This window comes from Enterobacter sp. RHBSTW-01064, assembly GCF_014103035.1.
In the GTDB taxonomy this organism is placed as follows: Bacteria; Pseudomonadota; Gammaproteobacteria; order Enterobacterales; family Enterobacteriaceae; genus Enterobacter; species Enterobacter mori.
The window spans coordinates 158,720-179,515 of the sequence record NZ_JABXOU010000003.1; the positions used below are offsets into that span (position 1 = coordinate 158,720).

General features: G+C 55.4%; 21 protein-coding genes. 5 read left to right on the top strand and 16 right to left on the bottom strand.

Annotated features, from left to right (window positions below):
• Nucleotides 1-22: 22 nt before the first annotated feature.
• The gene (gene ghrB / locus HV355_RS10940) at nt 23-997 is read left to right on the top strand and encodes a glyoxylate/hydroxypyruvate reductase GhrB (RefSeq protein WP_182401892.1); all 975 of its coding nucleotides are present in this window, start codon (nt 23-25) and stop codon (nt 995-997) included.
• Nucleotides 998-1,055: 58 nt separating this feature from the next.
• Here ghrB and cspA read toward each other — a convergent pair whose 3' ends face one another.
• Both cspA and HV355_RS10950 read right to left on the bottom strand, forming a co-directional pair.
• Nucleotides 1,056-1,268, bottom strand: a complete 213-nt coding sequence (gene cspA, locus HV355_RS10945; RefSeq protein WP_003860775.1) for an RNA chaperone/antiterminator CspA — start codon at nt 1,266-1,268, stop codon at nt 1,056-1,058.
• Nucleotides 1,269-1,515: 247 nt separating this feature from the next.
• Nucleotides 1,516-2,226 (bottom strand): DUF3053 domain-containing protein, encoded by a 711-nt coding sequence (locus tag HV355_RS10950; RefSeq protein ID WP_042715665.1) that lies wholly within the window; start codon nt 2,224-2,226, stop codon nt 1,516-1,518.
• A 331-nt stretch (nt 2,227-2,557) separates the two neighbouring features.
• On the opposite strand from HV355_RS10950, the gene HV355_RS10955 reads away from it, so the two are divergent.
• On the top strand, nt 2,558-2,845 hold the full coding sequence (locus tag HV355_RS10955; RefSeq protein ID WP_010426260.1) for an HTH-type transcriptional regulator: 288 nt from the start codon (nt 2,558-2,560) through the stop codon (nt 2,843-2,845).
• Nucleotides 2,846-2,884: 39 nt separating this feature from the next.
• Here HV355_RS10955 and HV355_RS10960 read toward each other — a convergent pair whose 3' ends face one another.
• The 3 genes from HV355_RS10960 to ubiD all read right to left on the bottom strand — a co-directional run bounded on the left by HV355_RS10960 (nt 2,885) and on the right by ubiD (nt 6,960).
• Nucleotides 2,885-4,504 (bottom strand): ABC-F family ATP-binding cassette domain-containing protein, encoded by a 1,620-nt coding sequence (locus HV355_RS10960; RefSeq protein ID WP_182401894.1) that lies wholly within the window; start codon nt 4,502-4,504, stop codon nt 2,885-2,887.
• Nucleotides 4,505-4,719: 215 nt separating this feature from the next.
• Nucleotides 4,720-5,424: an NAD(P)H-flavin reductase gene (gene fre, locus HV355_RS10965; protein WP_182401896.1), complete on the bottom strand. Its 705-nt coding sequence runs from the start codon at nt 5,422-5,424 to the stop codon at nt 4,720-4,722.
• Between the two features lie 42 nt (nt 5,425-5,466).
• Complete coding sequence (gene ubiD / locus HV355_RS10970) at nt 5,467-6,960, bottom strand: 4-hydroxy-3-polyprenylbenzoate decarboxylase (RefSeq protein ID WP_182401898.1); 1,494 nt, start codon at nt 6,958-6,960, stop codon at nt 5,467-5,469.
• Nucleotides 6,961-7,130: 170 nt separating this feature from the next.
• Between ubiD and rfaH the strand changes: the two genes are divergently transcribed.
• Entirely contained in the window at nt 7,131-7,622 is a 492-nt protein-coding gene (gene rfaH / locus HV355_RS10975; protein WP_010426265.1) for a transcription/translation regulatory transformer protein RfaH, read from the top strand.
• Here rfaH and tatD read toward each other — a convergent pair.
• The 9 genes from tatD to udp form a co-directional block, all read right to left on the bottom strand.
• Nucleotides 7,619-8,401, bottom strand: a complete 783-nt coding sequence (gene tatD / locus HV355_RS10980; RefSeq protein WP_108417331.1) for a 3'-5' ssDNA/RNA exonuclease TatD — start codon at nt 8,399-8,401, stop codon at nt 7,619-7,621. The genes rfaH and tatD overlap by 4 nt on opposite strands.
• A gap of 41 nt (nt 8,402-8,442) precedes the next feature.
• Nucleotides 8,443-9,213 (bottom strand): Sec-independent protein translocase subunit TatC, encoded by a 771-nt coding sequence (gene tatC / locus HV355_RS10985; RefSeq protein WP_126546334.1) that lies wholly within the window; start codon nt 9,211-9,213, stop codon nt 8,443-8,445.
• A 2-nt stretch (nt 9,214-9,215) separates the two neighbouring features.
• Nucleotides 9,216-9,758: a Sec-independent protein translocase protein TatB gene (gene tatB / locus HV355_RS10990; protein WP_042715671.1), complete on the bottom strand. Its 543-nt coding sequence runs from the start codon at nt 9,756-9,758 to the stop codon at nt 9,216-9,218.
• Between the two features lie 3 nt (nt 9,759-9,761).
• Nucleotides 9,762-10,016 carry a Sec-independent protein translocase subunit TatA gene (tatA, locus tag HV355_RS10995; RefSeq protein WP_010426269.1) on the bottom strand — a complete coding sequence of 85 codons (255 nt, stop codon included), beginning with the start codon at nt 10,014-10,016 and terminating at the stop codon, nt 9,762-9,764.
• A 76-nt stretch (nt 10,017-10,092) separates the two neighbouring features.
• On the bottom strand, nt 10,093-11,733 hold the full coding sequence (gene ubiB, locus HV355_RS11000) for a ubiquinone biosynthesis regulatory protein kinase UbiB (protein ID WP_089598243.1): 1,641 nt from the start codon (nt 11,731-11,733) through the stop codon (nt 10,093-10,095).
• A complete protein-coding gene (gene ubiJ / locus HV355_RS11005) occupies nt 11,730-12,335 on the bottom strand; it encodes a ubiquinone biosynthesis protein UbiJ (RefSeq protein ID WP_042715673.1) in 606 nt (201 codons plus the stop codon). Before ubiJ ends, ubiB begins: the two co-directional genes overlap by 4 nt.
• Nucleotides 12,336-12,348: 13 nt before the next feature.
• Nucleotides 12,349-13,104 carry a bifunctional demethylmenaquinone methyltransferase/2-methoxy-6-polyprenyl-1,4-benzoquinol methylase UbiE gene (ubiE, locus tag HV355_RS11010; protein WP_010426273.1) on the bottom strand — a complete coding sequence of 252 codons (756 nt, stop codon included), beginning with the start codon at nt 13,102-13,104 and terminating at the stop codon, nt 12,349-12,351.
• 66 nt (nt 13,105-13,170) lie between these two features.
• Complete coding sequence (rmuC, locus tag HV355_RS11015; RefSeq protein ID WP_182401900.1) at nt 13,171-14,628, bottom strand: DNA recombination protein RmuC; 1,458 nt, start codon at nt 14,626-14,628, stop codon at nt 13,171-13,173.
• Nucleotides 14,629-14,767: 139 nt separating this feature from the next.
• Nucleotides 14,768-15,529, bottom strand: coding sequence for a uridine phosphorylase (udp, locus tag HV355_RS11020; RefSeq protein ID WP_003860792.1), 762 nt, complete (start codon nt 15,527-15,529; stop codon nt 14,768-14,770).
• A gap of 256 nt (nt 15,530-15,785) precedes the next feature.
• On the opposite strand from udp, the gene HV355_RS11025 reads away from it, so the two are divergent.
• Entirely contained in the window at nt 15,786-16,592 is an 807-nt protein-coding gene (locus HV355_RS11025) for a dienelactone hydrolase family protein (RefSeq protein WP_089598245.1), read from the top strand.
• A 48-nt stretch (nt 16,593-16,640) separates the two neighbouring features.
• Here HV355_RS11025 and metE read toward each other — a convergent pair whose 3' ends face one another.
• Nucleotides 16,641-18,902, bottom strand: coding sequence for a 5-methyltetrahydropteroyltriglutamate--homocysteine S-methyltransferase (gene metE / locus HV355_RS11030; RefSeq protein ID WP_182401902.1), 2,262 nt, complete (start codon nt 18,900-18,902; stop codon nt 16,641-16,643).
• A 115-nt stretch (nt 18,903-19,017) separates the two neighbouring features.
• Between metE and metR the strand changes: the two genes are divergently transcribed.
• Complete coding sequence (metR, locus tag HV355_RS11035) at nt 19,018-19,971, top strand: HTH-type transcriptional regulator MetR (protein ID WP_182401904.1); 954 nt, start codon at nt 19,018-19,020, stop codon at nt 19,969-19,971.
• Here metR and HV355_RS11040 read toward each other — a convergent pair.
• Entirely contained in the window at nt 19,859-20,758 is a 900-nt protein-coding gene (locus tag HV355_RS11040; protein ID WP_010426279.1) for a carboxylate/amino acid/amine transporter, read from the bottom strand. The two genes, metR and HV355_RS11040, sit on opposite strands and share 113 nt — an antisense overlap.
• Nucleotides 20,759-20,796 lie beyond the last annotated feature (38 nt).

Below are 20,796 nucleotides of genomic sequence, written 5' to 3' on the forward strand. Positions count from 1 at the left end.
TTTAAAATCAACGGAGATTAGCATGAAGCCGTCCGTCATTTTGTACAAAGCACTGCCTGATGATCTGCAAAAACGCCTTGAAGAACACTTCACCGTCACGCAGGTGAAGAACCTGAGCCCAGAAACCGTGGCACAGCACGCCGGGGCGTTCGCCAGCGCTGAAGGTCTGCTGGGTTCAAGCGAGAAAGTGGATGTCGCCCTGCTGGAGAAAATGCCGAAGCTTCGTGCGACGTCTACCGTTTCTGTGGGTTACGACAACTTCGACGTGGATGCCCTTAACGCCCGCAAGATCCTACTGATGCATACGCCACATGCCCTGACGGAAACCGTGGCCGACACGCTGATGGCGCTGGTGCTCAGCACGGCCCGTCGCGTGGTGGAAGTGGCTGAGCGCGTCAAAGCGGGCGAATGGACCAAAAGCATTGGTCCGGACTGGTTCGGCGTAGACGTCCACGGCAAAACGCTGGGCATCGTGGGTATGGGGCGTATCGGGCTGGCGCTGGCACAGCGCGCGCATTTCGGTTTTAACATGCCGATTCTGTACAACGCACGCCGTCGCCACGGTGAAGCTGAAGAACGTTTCAACGCGCGTTACTGCGAGCTTGATAGCCTGCTGCAGGAAGCCGATTTTGTCTGCCTGGTTCTGCCGCTGACGGACGAAACGCGTCATCTGATTGGCAAAGCCGAGTTTGAAAAGATGAAGACGTCGGCCATTTTCATCAATGCGGGTCGCGGCCCGGTGGTGGATGAGAAGGCGCTGATTGAGGCGCTGCAAAACGGCGAGATCCATGCAGCAGGCCTGGACGTGTTTGAACAAGAGCCGCTGTCAGTCGATTCCCCGCTGCTCAAACTGCCAAACGTCGTCGCCCTGCCCCACATCGGCTCAGCCACTCACGAGACGCGCTACAACATGGCGGCGACTGCGGTAGACAATCTAATTGCCGCGCTCGGCGGAAAAGTGGATAAGAACTGCGTTAACCCGCAGATCCAACAGTAGAAACGAAAAAACCCGCCAGAAGGCGGGTTTTTGAATTTTGTGCTACTGGGTTGGAAGCTTACAGGCTTACAACGTTACCAGCTGCTGGGCCTTTAGCGCCGCTTTCGATGGTGAAGGAAACTTTCTGACCTTCATCCAGAGATTTGTAGCCATCGTTCTGGATAGCAGAGAAGTGTACGAACACGTCTTTTGAGCCATCGTCAGGAGTGATGAAGCCGAAACCTTTATCAGCGTTGAACCATTTTACCAGACCAGTCATTTTAGCAGACATAGAAATTACCTTATTAACAAATATATTGTGCCTTCCGGCTTGATGGATTGCGTTACAGATTTTTAAGCGATGAAGGAAGGGTCACAACGAAGGGTATCTATGGATAACAATCTGGACTGCTTTACTAAACTGCTTTAGGTCTGTGTAACAAACCGACGGGGATAGTTATACCGATGTGGTAGAGGAATGACAAGCGTTATTTTCAATACCCCTAAAAAAAACCCCGCACGAAGCGGGGATTTTTATCTTACTCGGTGGCAGCGACTGCCGCACTCCACGCCTGGCTAAAGGCCTGGTGCTGGGAAGCCAGCGGCCCAATCAGCGTATTATATTGACTTGCCTGCTGTGAGGTTGGGAACTGGATACCGTTAGAGACAAAGCTCACCTGCGTCCCCTGTTGGGAGATAAAATCCCCCACCTGAACCAGCTGCTGCGTGAAGACCTGCGCGGCCGGAATCAACGGCTGCAAAGCGTCAGACGGCTTCGTCACCACTTTCTCATACACTTTGTCAAAGACAGGCTTGAGATCCTCGCCCTGTTTCAGCGCAGAACGTGACGCATCAGCCTGCATTTTCGCATTCTGTAACTGCTGGCTCAGCACGCCAAGCGCACCGTTGGACTGGCGCAGCGGTTCACGTTGGGTCATATAATCCTGCGGTACACGGATCGCATTAACGCTATCCAGCACCGGACGAAGTCCAGAGTCCATCGCCTGGCTCACCTGCTGCGAATAACCATAAAGGATGGCGTAATCGGACACGAAAGGACCAAACTGTTTTTTCTGATCCGCAGTCAACGTTGGTAAACGCTCGCCGCTACGCATCACTGTATTCTGAAGAAAATCGATAAACGCTTTGCGCTGATCGCCTTCTTTATCGAAACACCCACTCAGGCTAACTACCATCAACAACGCCGCAAGAGGCGCAAACCAGCGAGAGCAGGACTTTCCTGTCGCCATTTTATTACTCCTTTCACCCAAAAAAGCGCACACCGGCACACGCGTGCCCAACGCTGACAAGGATAGTCCAGGTCAGCCCCGCAAGATACTCTTTTCATGCAAAACGGCTATTGCCGTTTTATTTCTTACCATTTACAAAAAAATACCTGTCGAAGCCGATATATGTCTAATCAGGTAATTAGCATAACTATCCATATAGCTGAAACGGATAAAGCTATCGTTACCGCACGATTAATCACATCCGCAACGATCCTTCGTTTGTATTAGGGACTATTCTTAATTGGCTCTCTGATGTTCTTGATCCCGATGTGTGATTTAAGAGGAGTTCTCAATGGAATATAAAGATCCTGAGTTTGAGCTGCTGAGCAGCCTGGAACAGATTATTTTTAAAGATGTACCGCAGACGGTTACCCTGCAACAAAAGTCCAATCCCTTTACAGAATTTGAGCAATTGCGCAAAGGGACAGGGCTGCAAACAGATGAATTCGCCAGAGCGATGGGTGTCAGCGTGGCGATGGTGCTGGAGTGGGAATCAAAACGTGAAAAGCCCACGCCAACCGAGTTAAAGCTGATGCGCCTGATACAGGCGAACCCTGCACTCAGTAAACAGATTGCGTAATATAGTTTGACCGCCCCCGCCCTTGCGGGGGCTTGTGTTTTACAGGCTTACACAATTCCATCCCGCCTCATTCCACACCAGGTTATGCGTCAGCGTTAATCCCTTCAAAAACGTTTCATCATGCGACACCACCAGCAGCGCGCCAGGGAACTCCGCCAGTGCAGCCTCAATGGCCTGAACGGAGGCCAGATCCAAATGGTTAGTGGGCTCATCCAGGAGCAAAAGCTGCGTGGCCTCTTCACGCCATAAGACAATGGCCAGCGCGGCTTTGAGGCGTTCACCGCCGCTCAGTTCCGCCAGGGGGAGCGAGACCTTATCTGCGCCAAGCTGAAGCTGTGCCAGGCGAGTACGCAACGTGCCTTCTTCAAGCGGCGAGTTGCTGAGGTTGAGATGCGTCATTACCGACAGTGAAAGATCGAACTGCGACAGGTGTTGATCGAGATAGGCGCAGGTGACCGATACCGTGCAGGATCCTGAAAGAGGTGCTTCCTCTCCGGACACCACTTTCAAGAGCGTCGATTTACCACAGCCATTCGGCCCACGGAGTGCGACACGCATTGGCCCGTCCATACGCCAGCTTATCGGCGGAATATCCACATGCGGCAGCGCCAGCGCCTCCAGCACCAGTACCTGTTTCCCCTCCGCGACGCGACTGCCCGGCAGGGTGAAGATGACCGGGTTATCGTCTTCTACCCGCTCGCGCGCGTTGCTTACTGCGGTATTTAACGCGTCATTCTGTTCGCTGTGCTGTTTTTTCCACGAGCCAATGCGCTCTTTTGCCGCCATTTTGTATTTCACCCGCTCAAAGGAGGCGATATTGAGGCTATCAACCGTACGCAACGTTTTTGCCGAACGTCGCTGGCTGTCGTCGTGCTCTTTATGCATCCGCGCGCGGATTCGTTTGCGCTCGGTGGCCGCGTGCTCCAGCGCGGCGCGGGCAGCCTGCTGTTCCGTATCGCGCTGAGTTTGATAATCAGCATAGTTTCCACCGAAGCTGCGCAGGCCAAAAGGGCTCAGCTCGAGAATGCGCGGCACCTGTGCCAGCAATTCACGATCGTGAGAAGCCACCAGCACGCCGCCCTGATGGTGGAAAAGCTGGTCGTAAAACCATTCACGCCCTTGTCTGTCCAGATGGTTCGTGGGTTCATCCAGTAGCAGGTAATCCGCATCCGCACTCAATGCCCCGCAGAGCAGGGCGCGAATACGCTCACCGCCGCTGAGTTCCCTGGCCGGTTTATCGGGATCAAACGGCGGGAGGTGCGCGTTCATAAACGCTTCACTCAGGCGTTCCGCCAAATCCCAGTTACCGTCGAGCTTTTCCAGATCCTCTGGCTGATAGTCACCGCTGTCGATGCGCTTACGGGCGGCGAAAATCGCGTCATATTCGAGCAGTTCCGCAAGCGTGGTCTGCGAGGAAATATCATGCTGCTGCGCCACATAGACATGGGTACCGAAACGCTCAATATGGCCGTTTTCAGGTTCATCAATGCCTGCCAGTAGACGCAGCAGGCGTGTTTTACCGCTGCCGTTGCGGCCAACCAGCGCGCACGGCGACGCAACGAGTGTAAGATTTAGCGGACCGAAAAGGGTATCGCCCGTCGCAAACTGACAGGTGACCTGATGCAAAATAAAAGAAGGGGACTGCGCAAAATGAGCCATAAGCACTCCTGAATGAAATCAAAAACTTCCCCTGCCGACGCTGTAGCGTTTAGCAAGGACAGAAATTCATCAGTCGTGTTTGTTCATTTTTGGGGGGCGCTCCTGAGGGAGGACAATAACAGCGCTAAGGATAGCGGCAATGCACTAACCTTTTCAAGGTTAAATTATCGCCAATTCTCACCGAGACAAAAAACCCGCCGAAGCGGGTTAGACACTTAGATAAACGCGAACGCATCGCCAAACAGGCGATCTTCCCGCGCGTCGCGCTCATTACAGAACAGGTCGCGGGCAATTTTCGCCATTTCAAAACGGCCAGCAATGTAGATATCGTGCCCGGCGAGCGTGCCATGATCCTGCAGGACCGCCGTTAGCACCGTACCACTACGACCGCGCCAGCCCTCTTCCGGCTGCTCAACAACCGGCTCAACGCGCAGGTTCGGGTGATTCACGCTCAGCGCTTCCAGTTCGGACAGGTCGTACAGATGTTTCTCTTCGCGGCCGCCCCAGTAGATGGTGATGTCGCGGTTCGGGTTACGTGCCAGCGCGGTCAACAGAATAGAGCGAACATACGAGAACCCCGTACCGCCAGCAATCAGGATAAGCGGGCGGTCTTCATCTTCTTCGCGCAGCCAGGCTTCACCGTGCGGAATGTCTACCACGATTTCACGCTCTTTCAGGATGCGGTCCATGACAGCCATGGCGTAAAGGTTAAGCTCAGACGCACCAATATGAAGCTCAATAAATTCCTGCTCCGCTGGCGTAGACGCCATAGAGAAAGGACGTTTATCGCGCTCATCCATCACGACCATCAGGTACTGACCAGCGCGGAAAGAGAATGCCGATTCTGGCACTAAACGGACGCGATATACGGTGTCGGTAATGGCATCTACCGAGGTCACTTTACAGCTTAAGGTTGTCATTCGCTCTCTCTGTCGGGAAGTCTATAGGGCTTAACGGTCAGCTTAAGATTTACCGTTATTCATTATGGCCAGTTCGTCCCAGATCGCGTCTATTCGCGCGGTCACGGCAGGATCTTTTTTGATCGGGCGACCCCATTCACGGTCGGTTTCGCCAGGCCATTTATTCGTGGCATCCAGTCCCATTTTTGAGCCAAGACCGGAAACCGGCGAGGCAAAGTCCAGATAATCTATCGGCGTGTTTTCGACTAACACCGTATCACGCGCGGGGTCCATGCGTGTAGTAATCGCCCAAATAACGTCGTTCCAGTCGCGGGCGTTGACGTCATCATCGCAGACGATAACAAACTTGGTATACATAAACTGGCGCAGGAAAGACCATACGCCCATCATCACGCGTTTAGCGTGACCGGCATACTGCTTCTTCATCGTCACTACCGCCAGGCGATACGAGCACCCTTCCGGCGGCAGATAAAAATCAACAATTTCCGGGAACTGTTTTTGCAGAATCGGCACAAAGACTTCGTTCAGCGCCACGCCCAGCACCGCAGGCTCATCCGGTGGACGGCCGGTATAGGTCGAGTGGTAAATCGCATCTTCACGCTGGGTAATGTGCGTGACGGTAAACACCGGGAAGTTATCAATTTCATTGTAATAACCCGTATGGTCGCCGTAAGGCCCTTCCGGTGCAAGCTCACCCTGTTCGATGTAGCCTTCCAGCACGATTTCCGCACTGGCTGGCACTTCCAGGTCATTGGAGACACACTTTACGACTTCCGTTTTAGTGCCGCGCAGCAGCCCTGCAAAGGCATACTCGGACAGCGTATCCGGAACAGGCGTAACCGCGCCCAGAATCGTTGCCGGATCGGCCCCCAGGGCAACAGAAACCGGGAATCGTTCACCGGGATGTTCCGCGCACCACTCCTGGAAATCAAGCGCGCCGCCACGATGTGACAGCCAGCGCATGATAAGTTTATTTTTACCAATCAGCTGCTGGCGGTAGATACCGAGGTTTTGGCGCTCTTTGTGCGGCCCACGGGTGACGGTCAGACCCCAGGTAATCAGCGGCGCAGCATCTTCAGGCCAGCACTGCATAATCGGGATTTTTGTCAGATCAACCGCATCGCCTTCCAGCACTTTTTGCTGGCACGGCGCACCGCGCAGGCGTTTGGTTGGCATGTTCAGTACCTGCTTAAACTGCGGCAGCTTGTCGAACAGATCGCGGAAACCTTTCGGCGGCTCCGGCTCTTTCAAAAACGCCAGCAGTTTACCCACTTCACGCAACGCCGTGACATCCTCTTGCCCCATGCCCAGCGCCACACGGCGCGGCGTGCCGAACAGATTGCACAGCACCGGCATGTCGTAGCCTTTCGGATTTTCAAACAGCAACGCAGGCCCACCGGCACGCAGGGTGCGGTCAGCAATTTCTGTCATTTCCAGATAAGGATCAACAGGAAGCGTAATCCGTTTAAGTTCGCCCTGCTTTTCCAGCAGCGTCAGGAAGTCGCGTAGATCGTGGTATTTCATGCAGTTAGTCATGGCCTCTCTGTAAGCGCTTCATTATACGGCGTAAGCCTACGTGATGCTGTAATTTTGTTAAATTAGCGTGAACTTCCGCGACTTACTCCACTTTCGCCCATTATAATCAACTTAGCGATCCGGCCAGGGTTTTGATATGCTTGCGCCCCGAACTAAGGGAAAGAGTGATTATGCAGGCCTGGTATTTACTGTATTGCAAACGCGGGCAACTTCAGCGCGCGCAGGAACATCTTGAACGTCAGTCGGTGAATTGCCTGACGCCCGTGATCACGCTTGAAAAAATGCAGCGCGGGAAACGCACGATGGTCAGCGAGCCTCTCTTCCCGAACTATCTGTTCGTCGAATTCGACCCGGAAGTGATCCACACCACGACAATCAGCGCCACGCGCGGTGTCAGTCACTTTGTCCGTTTTGGCACCAGCCCCGCGACGGTTCCCTCAACCGTCATTCATCAGCTTTCGATTTATCAACAACCCGAAGGGATTACCGACCCGGAAACCCCTTATGCGGGCGATAGCGTGGTGATTACAGAAGGTGCCTTTGAAGGCCTGCAGGCCATATTCTCTGAACCTGATGGCGAAGCGCGCTCTATGTTGCTGCTTAACCTGTTGAATAAACAGGTGCTACAGAGCGTGAAAAACACCGACTTCCGTAAGCTTTAAAACGCAATTCGAAACAGGCGGCGCACGTTGTCATCCGTCTGCGCGGCCAGCCAGTGCGGATCTTCTCCGCGCCAGTGCGCCACACTCTCAACGATGTGCCCCAGATACGCCGGTTCGTTACGCCGCGATGCCGGTTTGGGCTTCATGTCACGCGGCAGCAAATAAGGGGCATCGGTTTCCAGCAGCAGGCGTTCGGCCGGGATCGCTGGCAACAATTCACGCAGTTCCAGCCCGCGACGCTCATCGCAAACCCAACCGGTAATGCCCAGATAAAGTCCTCGATTCAGGCAATCCAGCGCGTCCTGACGCGATCCGGTAAAGCAGTGCAACACAGCACCAGGCAGTTTATCCAGCCACGGTTCCAGAAGGGTCAGAAAACGCTCATGCGCATCGCGGCAATGCATGAACACCGGCATTTCAAGCTCAGCGGCCAGCGCCAATTGGGCGGTGAATGCTTTTTCCTGGTCTTCCGGCGTGGAAAAATTGCGATTGAAATCAAGACCGCACTCGCCGATGGCGACCACCTGTGGCATTTTCGCCAGCGCGTGGAGCGTTTCAGCGCTGTGTTGCGTCCACTGGCTACTGTCATGAGGGTGGACGCCTGCGGTTGACCAGCAGCGTTCGTAGCGTTGCGCCAGCAACTGCGCCTGCTCACTTTCATGAAGGTTGGTTCCCGTCAGCAACAGCCCTTTCACCCCGGCGGCAAAAGCACGGGCGACGACCTCATCCCGGTCTTTCGCGAACTGCGAGCTGGTCAGGTTAAGCCCAATATCAAACATGCCCCTCTCCATATGACAACCGCCCTGACGGGCGGCTGGTGTTATTCTTCAGTGGTCTTTTCAGACCCGTCTTCTTCATCTTCCTGCGGACGTCGTTTGCCCACATAGAAGCGCGAGAAGAACACGCCGACCTCAAACAAACAATACATCGGTATCGCCAGTAAGGTTTGCGAGAAGACATCCGGTGGCGTCAGCAGCATGCCCACCACAAATGCGCCTACGAGGATATACGGACGCTTCTTGCGGAGATCGTCAGGCGTTGTCACGCCCATCCAGCACAGCAGGACAATCGCCACCGGTACTTCGAACGCCACACCAAACGCCATAAACAGCGCCATGACGAAGCTGAGATAGCTGGCGATGTCTGTCGACACCTGAACCCCTTCCGGCGCGGTATGCGTCAGGAAGCCAAAGGCCAGAGGGAAGACAACGAAATAGGCGAACGCCATGCCGATATAGAACAGCAGCGAGCTGGAGACCAGCAGAGGGATCACCAGTTTACGCTCGTGCTTGTACAGCGCCGGCGCGACGAAGGCCCAGACCTGGTACAAAATAACCGGCGCAGACGCAATCAAGGATACCCAGAAGGTCAGCTTGATCGGGGTGAAAAACGGTGAAGCCACGTCCGTGGCGATCATCGTCGCGCCCAGCGGCATCTGTTTAATCAGCGGTGCAGAGACCACCTGATAGATATCGTTGGCAAAATAGACCAGGCACAGGAATATAAGGAGAACCGCAATAATGCAGTTTAACAGGCGCTTGCGCAGCTCAATGAGGTGCGTAATGAGCGGTTGAGTATCATCTACTGCCATGTTTACGCTTTATCACTCGAGGAAGGGGATGATTCGGAAACGGACGCAGCAGGCTTTGCTTCAGCCGCTTTTAACACTGGCTCGACCGACTGCGCCTGTTTTTTCACTTCAGGTTCCTGCGGCGTCTGTTCTGGTGCGGCAGCCTGATGCTCTGCGCTGGACGGCGTTACGCCCTCACGCTGCTCTTCGCTGCCCTTCACCACCGGGTTATGGATGGTGTTAGCTTCATCACTCGCCTTTTCAGGATCGTTGATGCTGTATGAACGCTTCATAGATTCAGCCGCTTCGCGCAACTCATCCATTGATGCTTTCAGCTCGGGCGTCAGGTTTTCCATGCTCGCCTTCTCAACTTTTTTCAGGCTGTCCTGAAATTCCTGGAGCTTAAGCTCCTGCGCCAGCTCGTTTTGCACGGTGGTTGCCAGCGAGCGAAGCGCACGCACCCAACCCACCACGGTTTTGACCGCAACAGGGAGACGCTGCGGCCCCAGCACAATCAAACCAATCACAAAGACCAGCAGCAGCTCACTAAAACCAATGTCGAACACGAATTACACCTGCTCTTTATCGTGGCGTTTAGCGTCTTCCTTTTTGGCTTCATCTTGCTTATCAGCGATGGATTTAGCAGTAAAGTCAGCGTCCTGGCTGGTTTTATCCTGCTTACTTTCATCATCACCCATGGCCTTCTTAAAGCCTTTGATAGATGCACCAAGGTCGGAACCGATAGAACCGAGTTTCTTCGTACCAAACAGCAGTACGACGATGACGGCAATGATTAACAATTGCCAGATACTGATACCACCCATACGTAATCCTCAGTGATAGATGCTTAATGAGTCAGGTTGCATTATACGTATGCAACCTGGTGATAGCGACGCAAAATCAGCGCGTTTTTCTCCAGCCAGCGAGCCAGACAACAACGCCGCCAGCCATGAGCCAGGCGGGCATCATCTCCCAGTCAGGGCGATTGATGAGCAGCAGCGTACCGCTCAGCAGCAACGTCGCGCCAATGCCAAAGAGGTAGCGTGACTGTCCCTGGCGCACGCGGCTGGACTGAAGCTCGTGCGCGATTTTATCCATGCTGTGCTGAAGGTTCTTGCTCTGACGCAAACTGTCGTAAACCAGTTCAGGAATTTCAGGCATTTTTTCAATCCAGAACGGGCCTTTCTCCTTAAGGGAGCGTACCAGCGCTGGAATGCCAACCTGATCTTTGATCCAGGATTCAAGGAAAGGTTTCGCCGTTTTCCATAAGTCTAACTGAGGATAGAGCTGGCGACCTACGCCCTCAACGTAAAGTAATGTTTTCTGAAGTAAAACTAATTGTGGCTGTACTTCCATATTGAAGCGACGCGCGGTATTGAACAGGTTCAGCAAAACGTGACCGAAGGAGATCTCCGACAGCGGTTTTTCGAAAATCGGTTCGCATACCGTGCGGATCGCAAACTCAAACTCTTCGACATTGGTGTCTGGTGGAACCCAGCCAGAATCCACGTGCAGCTCGGCCACCTTGCGGTAGTCGCGGTTGAAGAACGCGATGAAGTTCTCTGCAAGATAGCGCTTATCTTCTTTGTTCAGCGAGCCAACAATGCCACAGTCGATCCCGATGTACTTCGGATCCTCTGGGTGTTCGTAGCTCACGAAGATGTTGCCCGGGTGCATGTCCGCATGGAAAAAGCTGTCGCGAAAGACCTGGGTAAAGAAGACCTGCACACCACGCTCTGCCAGCAGCTTCATGTTGGTGCCCTGCTTTTCCAGCGCAACAACATCCGAGACCGGAATACCGTAAATACGCTCCATGACCATCATGTTCTGGCTGCAATAGTCAGAATAGACTTCAGGAACATACAGCATTGGGCTGTCTTCAAAGTTACGACGCAGCTGAATGGCGTTCGCCGATTCACGCAGCAGGTTAAGCTCGTCAATCAGCGTTTTTTCATACTCCCGCACCACTTCCATCGGGCGCAGTCGGCGGCCATCCGGTAACAAACGCGGTACCCAACGGGCCAACCTGTAGATCAGCTTCATATCGGCTTTGATGATCGGCAGGATATCCGGACGAATAACCTTGATAACCACTTCTTTGCCGTTTTCTTTCAGGCGAGCCGTATGTACCTGGGCAATGGAGGCCGATGCGAGCGGCTGAATGTCGAAATCATCAAACCAGGTTTCAACAGGAATGTTGCCCATCGCTTCTTCGATCTGCTTCTTCGCTCTCACCCCGTCGAACGGGGCAACGCGATCCTGCAGCATCGCCAGTTCATCGGCAATTTGCGGCGGGAAGAGATCGCGGCGGGTAGAAAGCATCTGCCCAAACTTGATCCATACCGGGCCCAGCTCCTGCAGCGCAAGACGCAAGCGTTCGCCTAAAACCTGGTCTTTGTGGCGATTTGGCATCCAGAACAGCGTGCGCCGCCAGATACGAAGCGGCAGCGTGATACGCATTCTGGGGATAAGCTCGTCGAGCCCGTAGCTCAAAAAGGTGCGAACGATAAAATAGAGGCGCCGAATTTCACCAGGCGTCATTTGCCCTCCAGTTTTTCCAGGCGTTTGGTTAACGCATCAACCGCGCGTTCAACAGCAGCGGTCTCTTCTGCAAACCATGCCACTTCCAGCGGCCCGGGGGCCATGCGCCACTCTTCGGTGATGACCTCTGCGGCATAGCGCTGCTGCCGTTGCAGATTTTTGCGCAGGAACGCCGTACCGCCATGAATCGCTTTTCCGATCCCTTCGGCGGCGATGTCGCCAATAAAAGGCGCAAGCAGTTCTGCCGGGTCAAACTCAGCCAGATCGCTGAGCGCCACGAAGTTCTGCACGACCTGAATGTCGCCTTCAACTTCGAGTTCACCGCTGCGGATAAGCGCCGTGAGTTGCTGACGGTCACGCAGTTTTGGCAGCACGCTCATATGAGTGATAACCGAGCAATCCGCCTCGCCCTCCCATTCACCCAGAACGTCAAGCTGGCGCTCGCTGAAGACCAGCACAAGCGGCGTCGAGAACTCTTTTAAAACGATACGCAGTACCTTTCCGTTCAGCCGCTGACGTGCAGCCTTCAGCGCCGGAGCGCGATACAGAAAGGCATTCAGTACATTCTCAATACCTGCGGTGACTAAGGGTTTAAAGGGCACGGGACACCTCCACTCAGAACTTGTAACCGCGGTGCAGCGCGACGACACCCGCCGTCATGTTGAAATACTCAACGTTTTCAAAGCCCGCGTCCTGCATCATCGCTTTCAGGGTATCCTGATCCGGGTGCATACGAATGGATTCGGCCAGGTAGCGATAGCTCTCTGCATCGTTCGCTACCAGCTCACCAATACGCGGCAGAACGTGGAAGGAGTAGGCGTCGTAGGCTTTGCTCAGCGGCTCAATAATGGGCTTGGAGAATTCAAGCACCAGCAGACGTCCACCCGGCTTCAGCACGCGGTACATGGAGCGCAGCGCTTTGTCTTTGTCGGTGACGTTACGCAGACCAAAAGAGATGGTGATGCAGTCAAAGGTGTTATCCGGGAACGGCAGCGCTTCGGCGTTTGCCTGCACATATTCCACGTTACCCACAACGCCGATGTTACGCAGCTTCTCGCGTCCCATTTTCAGCATTGAGTCGTTGATATCTGCCAGCACGACGCGACCGGTTTCACCCACCAGACGGGAGAACTTCGCCGTCAGATCGCCCGTTCCGCCAGCCAGATCGAGAACTGTTTGTCCACGACGCACACCGCTGCAGTCAATAGTAAAGCGCTTCCACAAGCGATGAATGCCGAAGGACATCAAGTCATTCATCACATCGTACTTCGCCGCCACGGAATGAAATACGTGGGCCACCATGTCAGCTTTCTGCGCTTTGGCAACAGTCTGAAAGCCAAAGTGCGTCGTGTCTTGTGAATCGTCAACCATCTCAGAGCCTGCTTATCAGTAAAATGTTCGTGAAGTGTAACAGATTGGGCGCGTTTGCCCTACGATTCAACCACCGCGAAAGAAACGCGTCGGCTGCTCTTCTGGCGATAAATTCGCCGCTAAATCGTTGTCTTCACTGTGTGTATTTTGTTCATCCGCGCCTTCACGCAGGCGGAACTCTTCGTCCTGCGACGTCGCCTGTTCAACCAATTCCGGATTAATCTCGCGTTTCACCTCCACCCCCAGGCTGCGAAACGCTTCGGCTTGCGCCAGCAGGTTGCCACGCCCGGAGGAGAGCTTTTTCATCGCCTGCCGGTAGTTATCCTGCGCACGATCCAGGCTTTGCCCGACCGAGGACATATCGTCCACAAACAGGCGCATTTTGTCGTAAAGTTTGCTGGCGCGATCGGCAATGTGTTGCGCGTTACGGCTTTGATGCTCGTAACGCCACAAATTAGCAATGGTCCGCAAGGCCACCAGCAGCGTGGTAGGGCTGACCAGCATAATGTTATTTTTCAGCGCTTCAGTGATCAGTTCGGGCTGTCTGTCGAGCGCCAGCAGGAAGGCGGGTTCTACCGGGATAAACATCAGCACGTAGTCCAGCGAGCGCAGGCCCGGCAGCTGCTGATAATCCTTTCTGCCCAGCAGACGAATATGGTTACGCACGGAGGCGATGTGTTCCTGCAGCGCCGACTCGCGGGTGTAGTCATCTTCCGCGTTGAAATAGCGCTCGTAGGCCACCAGCGTCATTTTGGCGTCAATCACCACATCTTTACCCTGCGGCAGACGTACGATGACATCCGGCTGCATACGCGAGCGGGCATCGTTCTCAATGCTGACCTGGGTTTCGTATTCATACCCTTCGCGCAGGCCAGACGCTTCAAGCACGCGCGTCAGCACCACTTCCCCCCAGTTTCCCTGCGTTTTGTTATCGCCTTTGAGCGCGCGCGTCAGGTTCACCGCCTCCTGCGCCATCTGGGCATTCAGCTGCTGGAGATTACGGATTTCATGCGCCAGGGTGTGCCGCTCGCGCGCCTCCTGACCAAAGCTGTCCTGCACCTGACGGCGAAACCCGTCCAGCTGTTCACGCAGTGGTGTCAGCAGGCTATTCAGGCTCTGTCGGTTCTGTTCGTCGACGCGGCGGTTGCTGTGCTCAAAAATTCGGTTGGCGAGGTTCTCAAACTGTTCGCTGAGGCGCTGCTCGCTGTTGATCATCTGGCGGATTTTGTCTTCCGCATGCAGTTGGGTGGATTCAAGACGGGTGGTCACTTCGCGGAGATCGGCCTCCAGCGAAGTGTTGATGTCGCGCAGGTTACGCAGTTCATTATTGAGCAGCTCGCACTCGTCGCGCCAGTGGTCACTCAGAGCAAGCAGTTGTTTTGCCGCGCTGAGATCGGCGACGATCTCCTCGCGCTCTGCCAGCTGCTCGGCTTTCTGCTGCGCATGCTGGTAGCTGGAAATCAGCCAGCCTACCGCCACGCTCACCAGCGCAACCACCGCATAAATCAGGATTGAGATATCCACAATGCCCCCTGCATCAACGTATTACCCGCACAAAATAGAATTGTGCTGTATAAACGTCCAGTTTGAAAGGGTTTTCCTGCGAGGCGCTACGCAAAAAATAAAGGCCGAACATGTCGGCCTTGTGTCTCTGAAGGGAGGATTAGATGAGGCGACGAGCCGCTTCCACCACGATTTTCACTGCATGACTTTCGGTCTGCTTCATGGTTTCGGCGTTCGGGATCTCCTGCTGGGTACGGTTGACGATCACGCCCGCCACCATACCGGCACGCAGACCCTGGCTTGCGCACATGGTCAGCAGCGTTGCAGACTCCATTTCGTAGTTCATCACGCCCATGGACTGCCACTCTTCCATAGAGCCTTTGAAACGGCTCACCACGCGGCCTGAGAAGGTGTCGTAACGCTCCTGGCCCGGGTAGAAGGTATCGGAAGAGGCGGTGACGCCCACGTGGGTGGTCGCGCCCACGGATTTCGCGGCCTCAACCAGCGCGGTGGTGCATTCGAAATCGGCTACTGCCGGGAATTCCATTGGTGCAAAGTGCAGGCTTGCGCCGTCCAGACGTACAGATGCGGTCGTAACCAGCACGTCGCCCACGTTGATGTGCGGCTGAATAGCGCCAGTGGTGCCGATACGCAGGAAAGTACGAATGCCCAGCTGCGCCAGCTCTTCCACCGCAATAGACGTAGACGGGCCACCGATACCGGTAGAGCACACGATCACCGCTTTGCCATCCAGCTCTGCGCGCCAGGTGGTGAATTCACGATGGGCTGCCAGCTTAACCGGCTTATCCATCAGCGCGGCGATCTTTTCCACACGCTCAGGATCGCCAGGGACGATAGCGAGCGTAGCCCCTTGTAAATCGTTTTTGGTGAGGCCGAGATGAAAAACATCAGACTTAGACATAGGGTGACTCCTCTGTGGGTCGGTTAGTCAGAAGAAGTAAAACGGTACTTTACAGAAGCAGTAAGCATATTTTCGTGACACACCTCACCATGAATGAAAATGGTTGCAGTTAATTTCCATTAAATAGTGACTTACATCACATTAACAAGTTATATCGACAGGTGCTGCACAAAAGATAGACCGTATAAGGCACTGTGGGTTGTTAACCTGGTGACTATATTTACCTTTGCGCTAACTCATTGGTACGGAGAATGCCATGACTGAAAAAACCGGTTTTGCACCTGCTGCGGCTCCGCATGCTTCAACCATCGTCTCAACCTCAGAAGAAGCCATTACTGCGGGCGAGACCTCCATCCCCTCGCAGGGGGAGAATATGCCTGCTTATCACGCGCGGCCAAAATCGGCAGACGGCCCGCTGCCGATCGTGATTGTGGTTCAGGAAATTTTTGGCGTTCACGAGCATATTCGCGACCTCTGCCGCCGCCTGGCGCTGGAAGGGTACCTGGCCATTGCGCCAGAGCTCTATTTCCGTCAGGGCGATCCGAACGATTACAGCGATATCCCTACATTGTTCAACAATCTGGTGAGCAAAGTTCCGGATGCCCAGGTGCTGGCTGACCTTGATCACGTTGCCAGCTGGGCCGCGCGCAACGGGGGCGATGCACATCGTCTGCTGGTGACCGGCTTCTGCTGGGGCGGACGCATTAGCTGGTTGTATGCCGCGCATAACCCGCAGTTGAAAGCGGCCGTCGCCTGGTACGGCAAACTGGTGGGCGAAAAAACGCTGAACTCACCGAAGCAGCCTGTTGATATCGCAACGGATTTGAATGCACCGGTGCTAGGGCTTTATGGTGGTCAGGATACAGGCATTCCGCTTGATACCGTCGAGACCATGCGTCATGCGCTACGCGCGGCGAACGCGAAGGCGGAGATTGTGGTATACCCGGATGCCGGACACGCGTTTAATGCCGATTATCGCCCGAGCTATCACGCAGAATCAGCCAAAGATGGCTGGCAGCGGATGCTGGCGTGGTTTAGCCAGTACGGCGGGAAAAAAGCATAAAAGCAAAAAAGCCCGGTGGCGGCAACGCCTTACCGGGCCTACGCTGCATCAAGCCTGACGCAAGTTCTGCGCCGCCTTCACCATGTTCGCCAGCGCCGCGCGCGTCTCCGGCCAGCCGCGGGTTTTCAGTCCGCAGTCCGGGTTCACCCACAGACGTTCCGCCGGGATCCGCTGGGCGGCTTTTTTCAGCAGGGCTTCAATCCACTCCACGCTCGGCACGTTCGGGGAGTGAATGTCGTACACGCCCGGCCCGATTTCGTTCGGGTAGTCGAACTCTTCAAACGACTCCAGCAGCTCCATGTCTGAACGCGAGGTCTCGATGGTGATCACGTCGGCGTCCAGCGCGGCAATCGAATCCATGATGTCGTTAAATTCGCAGTAGCACATGTGGGTGTGGATCTGGGTGTCGTCCTTCGCCACCGCGGCGTTGATGCGGAACGCTTCCACGCCCCACTGCAGGTAAGCATCCCAGTCGCTGCGACGCAGCGGCAGACCTTCACGCAGCGCCGGTTCGTCAATCTGGATGATGCCAATGCCTGCAGCTTCCAGATCTGCCACTTCATCACGCAGCGCCAGCGCGATTTGCTTCGCGATGGTCTCACGGGTCACGTCTTCGCGCGGGAAGGACCAGCAGAGAATGGTTACCGGACCGGTGAGCATCCCTTTCACCGGCTTATCGGTCAGGGACTGGGCATACTTCGCCCACTCCACGGTGATCGCTTCCGGGCGGCTGACGTCGCCGATGACCACTGGCGGCTTCACGCAGCGGGAGCCATAGCTCTGCACCCAGCCGTTCTGGGTAAAGACGAAGCCGTCCAGGTGCTCACCGAAGTATTCGACCATGTCGTTACGCTCGGCCTCCCCGTGCACCAGCACGTCCAGACCTAAACGCTCCTGCTCGATAATTGCCTGCTTAATGTGCTCAGCGATACCGGTGCGGTAGTTGTTCGCATCCAGGTTGCCCTTCTTGAAGTCCAGACGCAGGCCGCGGATTTCAGTGGTTTGCGGGAAAGAACCAATTGTGGTGGTCGGCCACGCGGGCAGGTTGAATCGGGTGCGCTGCGCTTCGGCGCGTATTTCATAGGGGCTCTGGCGCTGGCTGTCCTGCGCGGTGATGGCCGCCAGGCGTTTTTCCACCGCCGGGTTGTGCACACGGGCTGAGTGACGACGTGCCTGGATCGGTGCGCTCCATTCGGTAATCGCCGCCGTCTCACCGCTGTTCAGCGCGTCGCGCAGCAGCGTCAGCTCTTCGCATTTTTGCAGGGCAAAGGCAAACCAGCTTTTCACTTCAGGGTCGAGACGGGTCTCCACGCTGAGATCGATTGGGCTGTGCAGCAGCGAGCAAGAGGATGCCACCCACAGCTCACGTTTGCCGACAATGTCTTTGATTTGTGCATATTTCTCGGTCAGATCGGCACGCCAGACGTTGCGACCGTTAACCAGCCCGGCAGAAAGCAGCCAGTCCGCTGGCAGGCGCTTGTGCAGCTCCGCGACATCGTCTTTACCGTGAACGAGGTCAACGTGCAGGCCCTGAACCGGCAGCGCGGTAATGGTTTTCAGGTTTGGCGTCACGCCTTCGAAATAGGTAGTGAGCAGCAGCTTCACCTGCCCGGTGAGCGCGTCATACGCCGGTTTGAAGGCATCAAGCCACGCCTGCGGCAGCTCGAGCACCAGCGCGGGTTCGTCGATTTGCACCCACTGAATGCCGCGCTTGCCCAGCTCAATCAGCACCTGTTTGTAGACCGGCAGAATATCGTTCAGCAGGCTGAGGCGGTCAAACTGTTCGCCTTTTACTTTACCCAGCCACAGGTAGGTGACTGGCCCCAGCAATACGGGCTTCACCTGATGACCCAGCGCCAGCGCTTCGTCCACTTCATCCAGCAGCTGCGTCCAGGTCAGCCTGAACTGCTGACCTTTCACGAACTCCGGCACCATATAGTGATAGTTGGTGTTGAACCACTTAGTCATTTCCGCCGCTGCCGCTGGCTCCCCCGTTGGTGCACGGCCACGGCCGATGCGGAACAGGGTATCGATATCTACCGATCCATCTTTGTTCTGATGACGAGCCGGCACGTTGCCAAGCAGCAGGCTGGTCGTCAGAACATGGTCGTACCAGGCGAAATCGCCCACCGGCAGCAGGTCAATGCCCGCCTGTTTTTGCTGCTCCCAGTGACGGGCGCGCAGCTCGCATCCCACCGTCAGCAGTTCTTCACGGGTGGTGTTACCCGCCCAGTAGCTTTCTTGCGCTTTTTTCAGTTCGCGGCGCAGGCCAACGCGAGGAAAACCGAGAGTGTGATTGCGGATTGTCATGTTATGCCCCTTGTGAAATTTGTTATTTAGACGTCCAGATGTTTACACATCTATAATTGGCAGGTACTGTATATTCCTCAAGCGCAAAATGTTCATGGCGAAGTGAAGGACTTTCATGATCGAGATTAAACACCTGAAAACGCTACAAGCGTTGCGGAACTGCGGTTCTCTTGCGGCAGCGGCGGCCACGCTGCACCAGACGCAGTCTGCCCTTTCTCACCAGTTCAGCGATCTGGAACAACGCCTCGGCTTTCGTCTTTTTGTGCGTAAGAGCCAGCCTTTGCGCTTTACGCCGCAGGGTGAAATTCTGCTGCAACTGGCAAATCAGGTACTGCCGCAGATCGCCAGCGCGCTGCAGTCCTGTAACGAGCCGCAGCAAACCAAACTGCGTATTGCCATTGAGTGCCATAGCTGTATTCAGTGGCTGACCCCCGCGCTTGAGAACTTCCGCCAGAAGTGGCCGCAGGTGGAGATGGACTTTAAATCCGGCGTGACCTTTGACCCGCAGCCGTCGCTGCAGCAGGGCGAGCTGGATCTGGTGATGACGTCAGATATTCTGCCGCGCAGCGGCCTGCACTATTCGCCGATGTTTGATTATGAAGTGCGCCTGGTGCTGGCCCCGGACCATCCGCTGGCCAGTAAAACGCGCATCACGCCGGAAGATCTGGCGACAGAAACGCTGCTGATTTATCCCGTGCAGCGCAGTCGCCTGGATATCTGGCGTCACTTCCTGCAGCCCGCTGGGATTAGCCCACAGCTGAAAAGTGTGGATAACACGTTGCTGTTGATACAGATGGTGGCGGCCAGAATGGGCATCGCGGCATTGCCGCACTGGGTGGTGGAGAGTTTTGAACGCCAGGGTCTGGTGGTGACCAAAACCCTGGGTGAAGGACTGTGGAGTCGGCTGTACTCTGCCGTGCGCGATGGCGAGCAGCGTCAGCCGATTACGGAAGCGTTTATTCGCTCAGCGCGGAACCACGCGTGCGACCATCTTCCGTTTGTGCGGAGCGCGGAGCGACCCAACGGCGATGTACCCACAGCGAAGCCAGGATCACCGCTCCCCCAATAAGGAAACTCGGCCAGTGCGGCTGTTGCTGCCAGATGGCGAGATTGACCAGCAGCCCTGCCGGGACATGCACGTTATTCATGATCCCCAGCGTACCGGCGTCTACCTGCGTAGCGCCGTAGTTCCACATGAAGTATCCCAGCCCGGAAGCCACCACGCCCAGCCAGACCAGAACGCTCCACTGCACGGTGGTCGTCGGCAGTTTTTGCGGGTTGCCGAGCATAAACCACGCCACCACCGCGACAATCGCGGCCCCCATATAGAACCAGGCGAACGCGTTGTGCTGCGGCATCGGACGGGTCTCCATCAGCCGTTTGTATCCCACCATGCCGATGGCGAAGCTGATATTGGCGAGCTGGACGAACATCAGCCCTGTCCAGAAGTGATCGCTTACCTTGTCATAGCGAATAATCGCCGCCCCAAGCACCGCCAGCGCCGCGCTTAAAAGATATCCCCAGCGCAGACGACGCTTGCTGAGCAGGTCGTAGATCAGGGTGATGTAGAGCGGCGTGAGCACGGTGAACAGCAGGAATTCCGAGACAGACAGATAAACGTAAGCCCGGAAGCTGAACAGGTACATGATGCCGAGCTGCATCGCGCCCACCAGCATATACAGCAGTATCGTTTTCAGCGATTGTCCGCGCGCCCGCAGAAACGGCAGGAACACCAGCGCCGCCAGCCCCACGCGCATCAGCACCGAGAAGTAGCTGTCGACCGATCCGGCAAGGTATTCGCCAATCAGGCTAAAGGAGAAGGCCCACAGGATAGTGGTGATAATGAGTAGCGCCACAATGCTTGTCTCTCAGAAAGAAGGACAGGCATTGTAGC

Bases quoted from the DNA above. Each gene is read 5' to 3' on its own strand.
- HV355_RS10955 (WP_010426260.1), top strand. From the start codon at position 2,558: ATGGAATATAAAGATCCTGAGTTTGAGCTGCTGAGCAGCCTGGAACAG.
- rfaH (WP_010426265.1), top strand. From the start codon at position 7,131: ATGCAGGCCTGGTATTTACTGTATTGCAAACGCGGGCAACTTCAGCGC.
- udp (WP_003860792.1), bottom strand. From the start codon at position 15,529: ATGTCTAAGTCTGATGTTTTTCATCTCGGCCTCACCAAAAACGATTTA.
- ghrB (WP_182401892.1), top strand. From the start codon at position 23: ATGAAGCCGTCCGTCATTTTGTACAAAGCACTGCCTGATGATCTGCAA.
- tatD (WP_108417331.1), bottom strand. From the start codon at position 8,401: ATGTTTGATATTGGGCTTAACCTGACCAGCTCGCAGTTCGCGAAAGAC.
- tatA (WP_010426269.1), bottom strand. From the start codon at position 10,016: ATGGGTGGTATCAGTATCTGGCAATTGTTAATCATTGCCGTCATCGTC.
- HV355_RS11025 (WP_089598245.1), top strand. From the start codon at position 15,786: ATGACTGAAAAAACCGGTTTTGCACCTGCTGCGGCTCCGCATGCTTCA.
- tatC (WP_126546334.1), bottom strand. From the start codon at position 9,213: ATGGCAGTAGATGATACTCAACCGCTCATTACGCACCTCATTGAGCTG.
- metE (WP_182401902.1), bottom strand. From the start codon at position 18,902: ATGACAATCCGCAATCACACTCTCGGTTTTCCTCGCGTTGGCCTGCGC.
- metR (WP_182401904.1), top strand. From the start codon at position 19,018: ATGATCGAGATTAAACACCTGAAAACGCTACAAGCGTTGCGGAACTGC.
- ubiE (WP_010426273.1), bottom strand. From the start codon at position 13,104: ATGGTTGACGATTCACAAGACACGACGCACTTTGGCTTTCAGACTGTT.
- cspA (WP_003860775.1), bottom strand. From the start codon at position 1,268: ATGTCTGCTAAAATGACTGGTCTGGTAAAATGGTTCAACGCTGATAAA.
- HV355_RS10960 (WP_182401894.1), bottom strand. From the start codon at position 4,504: ATGGCTCATTTTGCGCAGTCCCCTTCTTTTATTTTGCATCAGGTCACC.
- ubiB (WP_089598243.1), bottom strand. From the start codon at position 11,733: ATGACGCCTGGTGAAATTCGGCGCCTCTATTTTATCGTTCGCACCTTT.
- HV355_RS10950 (WP_042715665.1), bottom strand. From the start codon at position 2,226: ATGGCGACAGGAAAGTCCTGCTCTCGCTGGTTTGCGCCTCTTGCGGCG.
- fre (WP_182401896.1), bottom strand. From the start codon at position 5,424: ATGACAACCTTAAGCTGTAAAGTGACCTCGGTAGATGCCATTACCGAC.
- ubiD (WP_182401898.1), bottom strand. From the start codon at position 6,960: ATGACTAACTGCATGAAATACCACGATCTACGCGACTTCCTGACGCTG.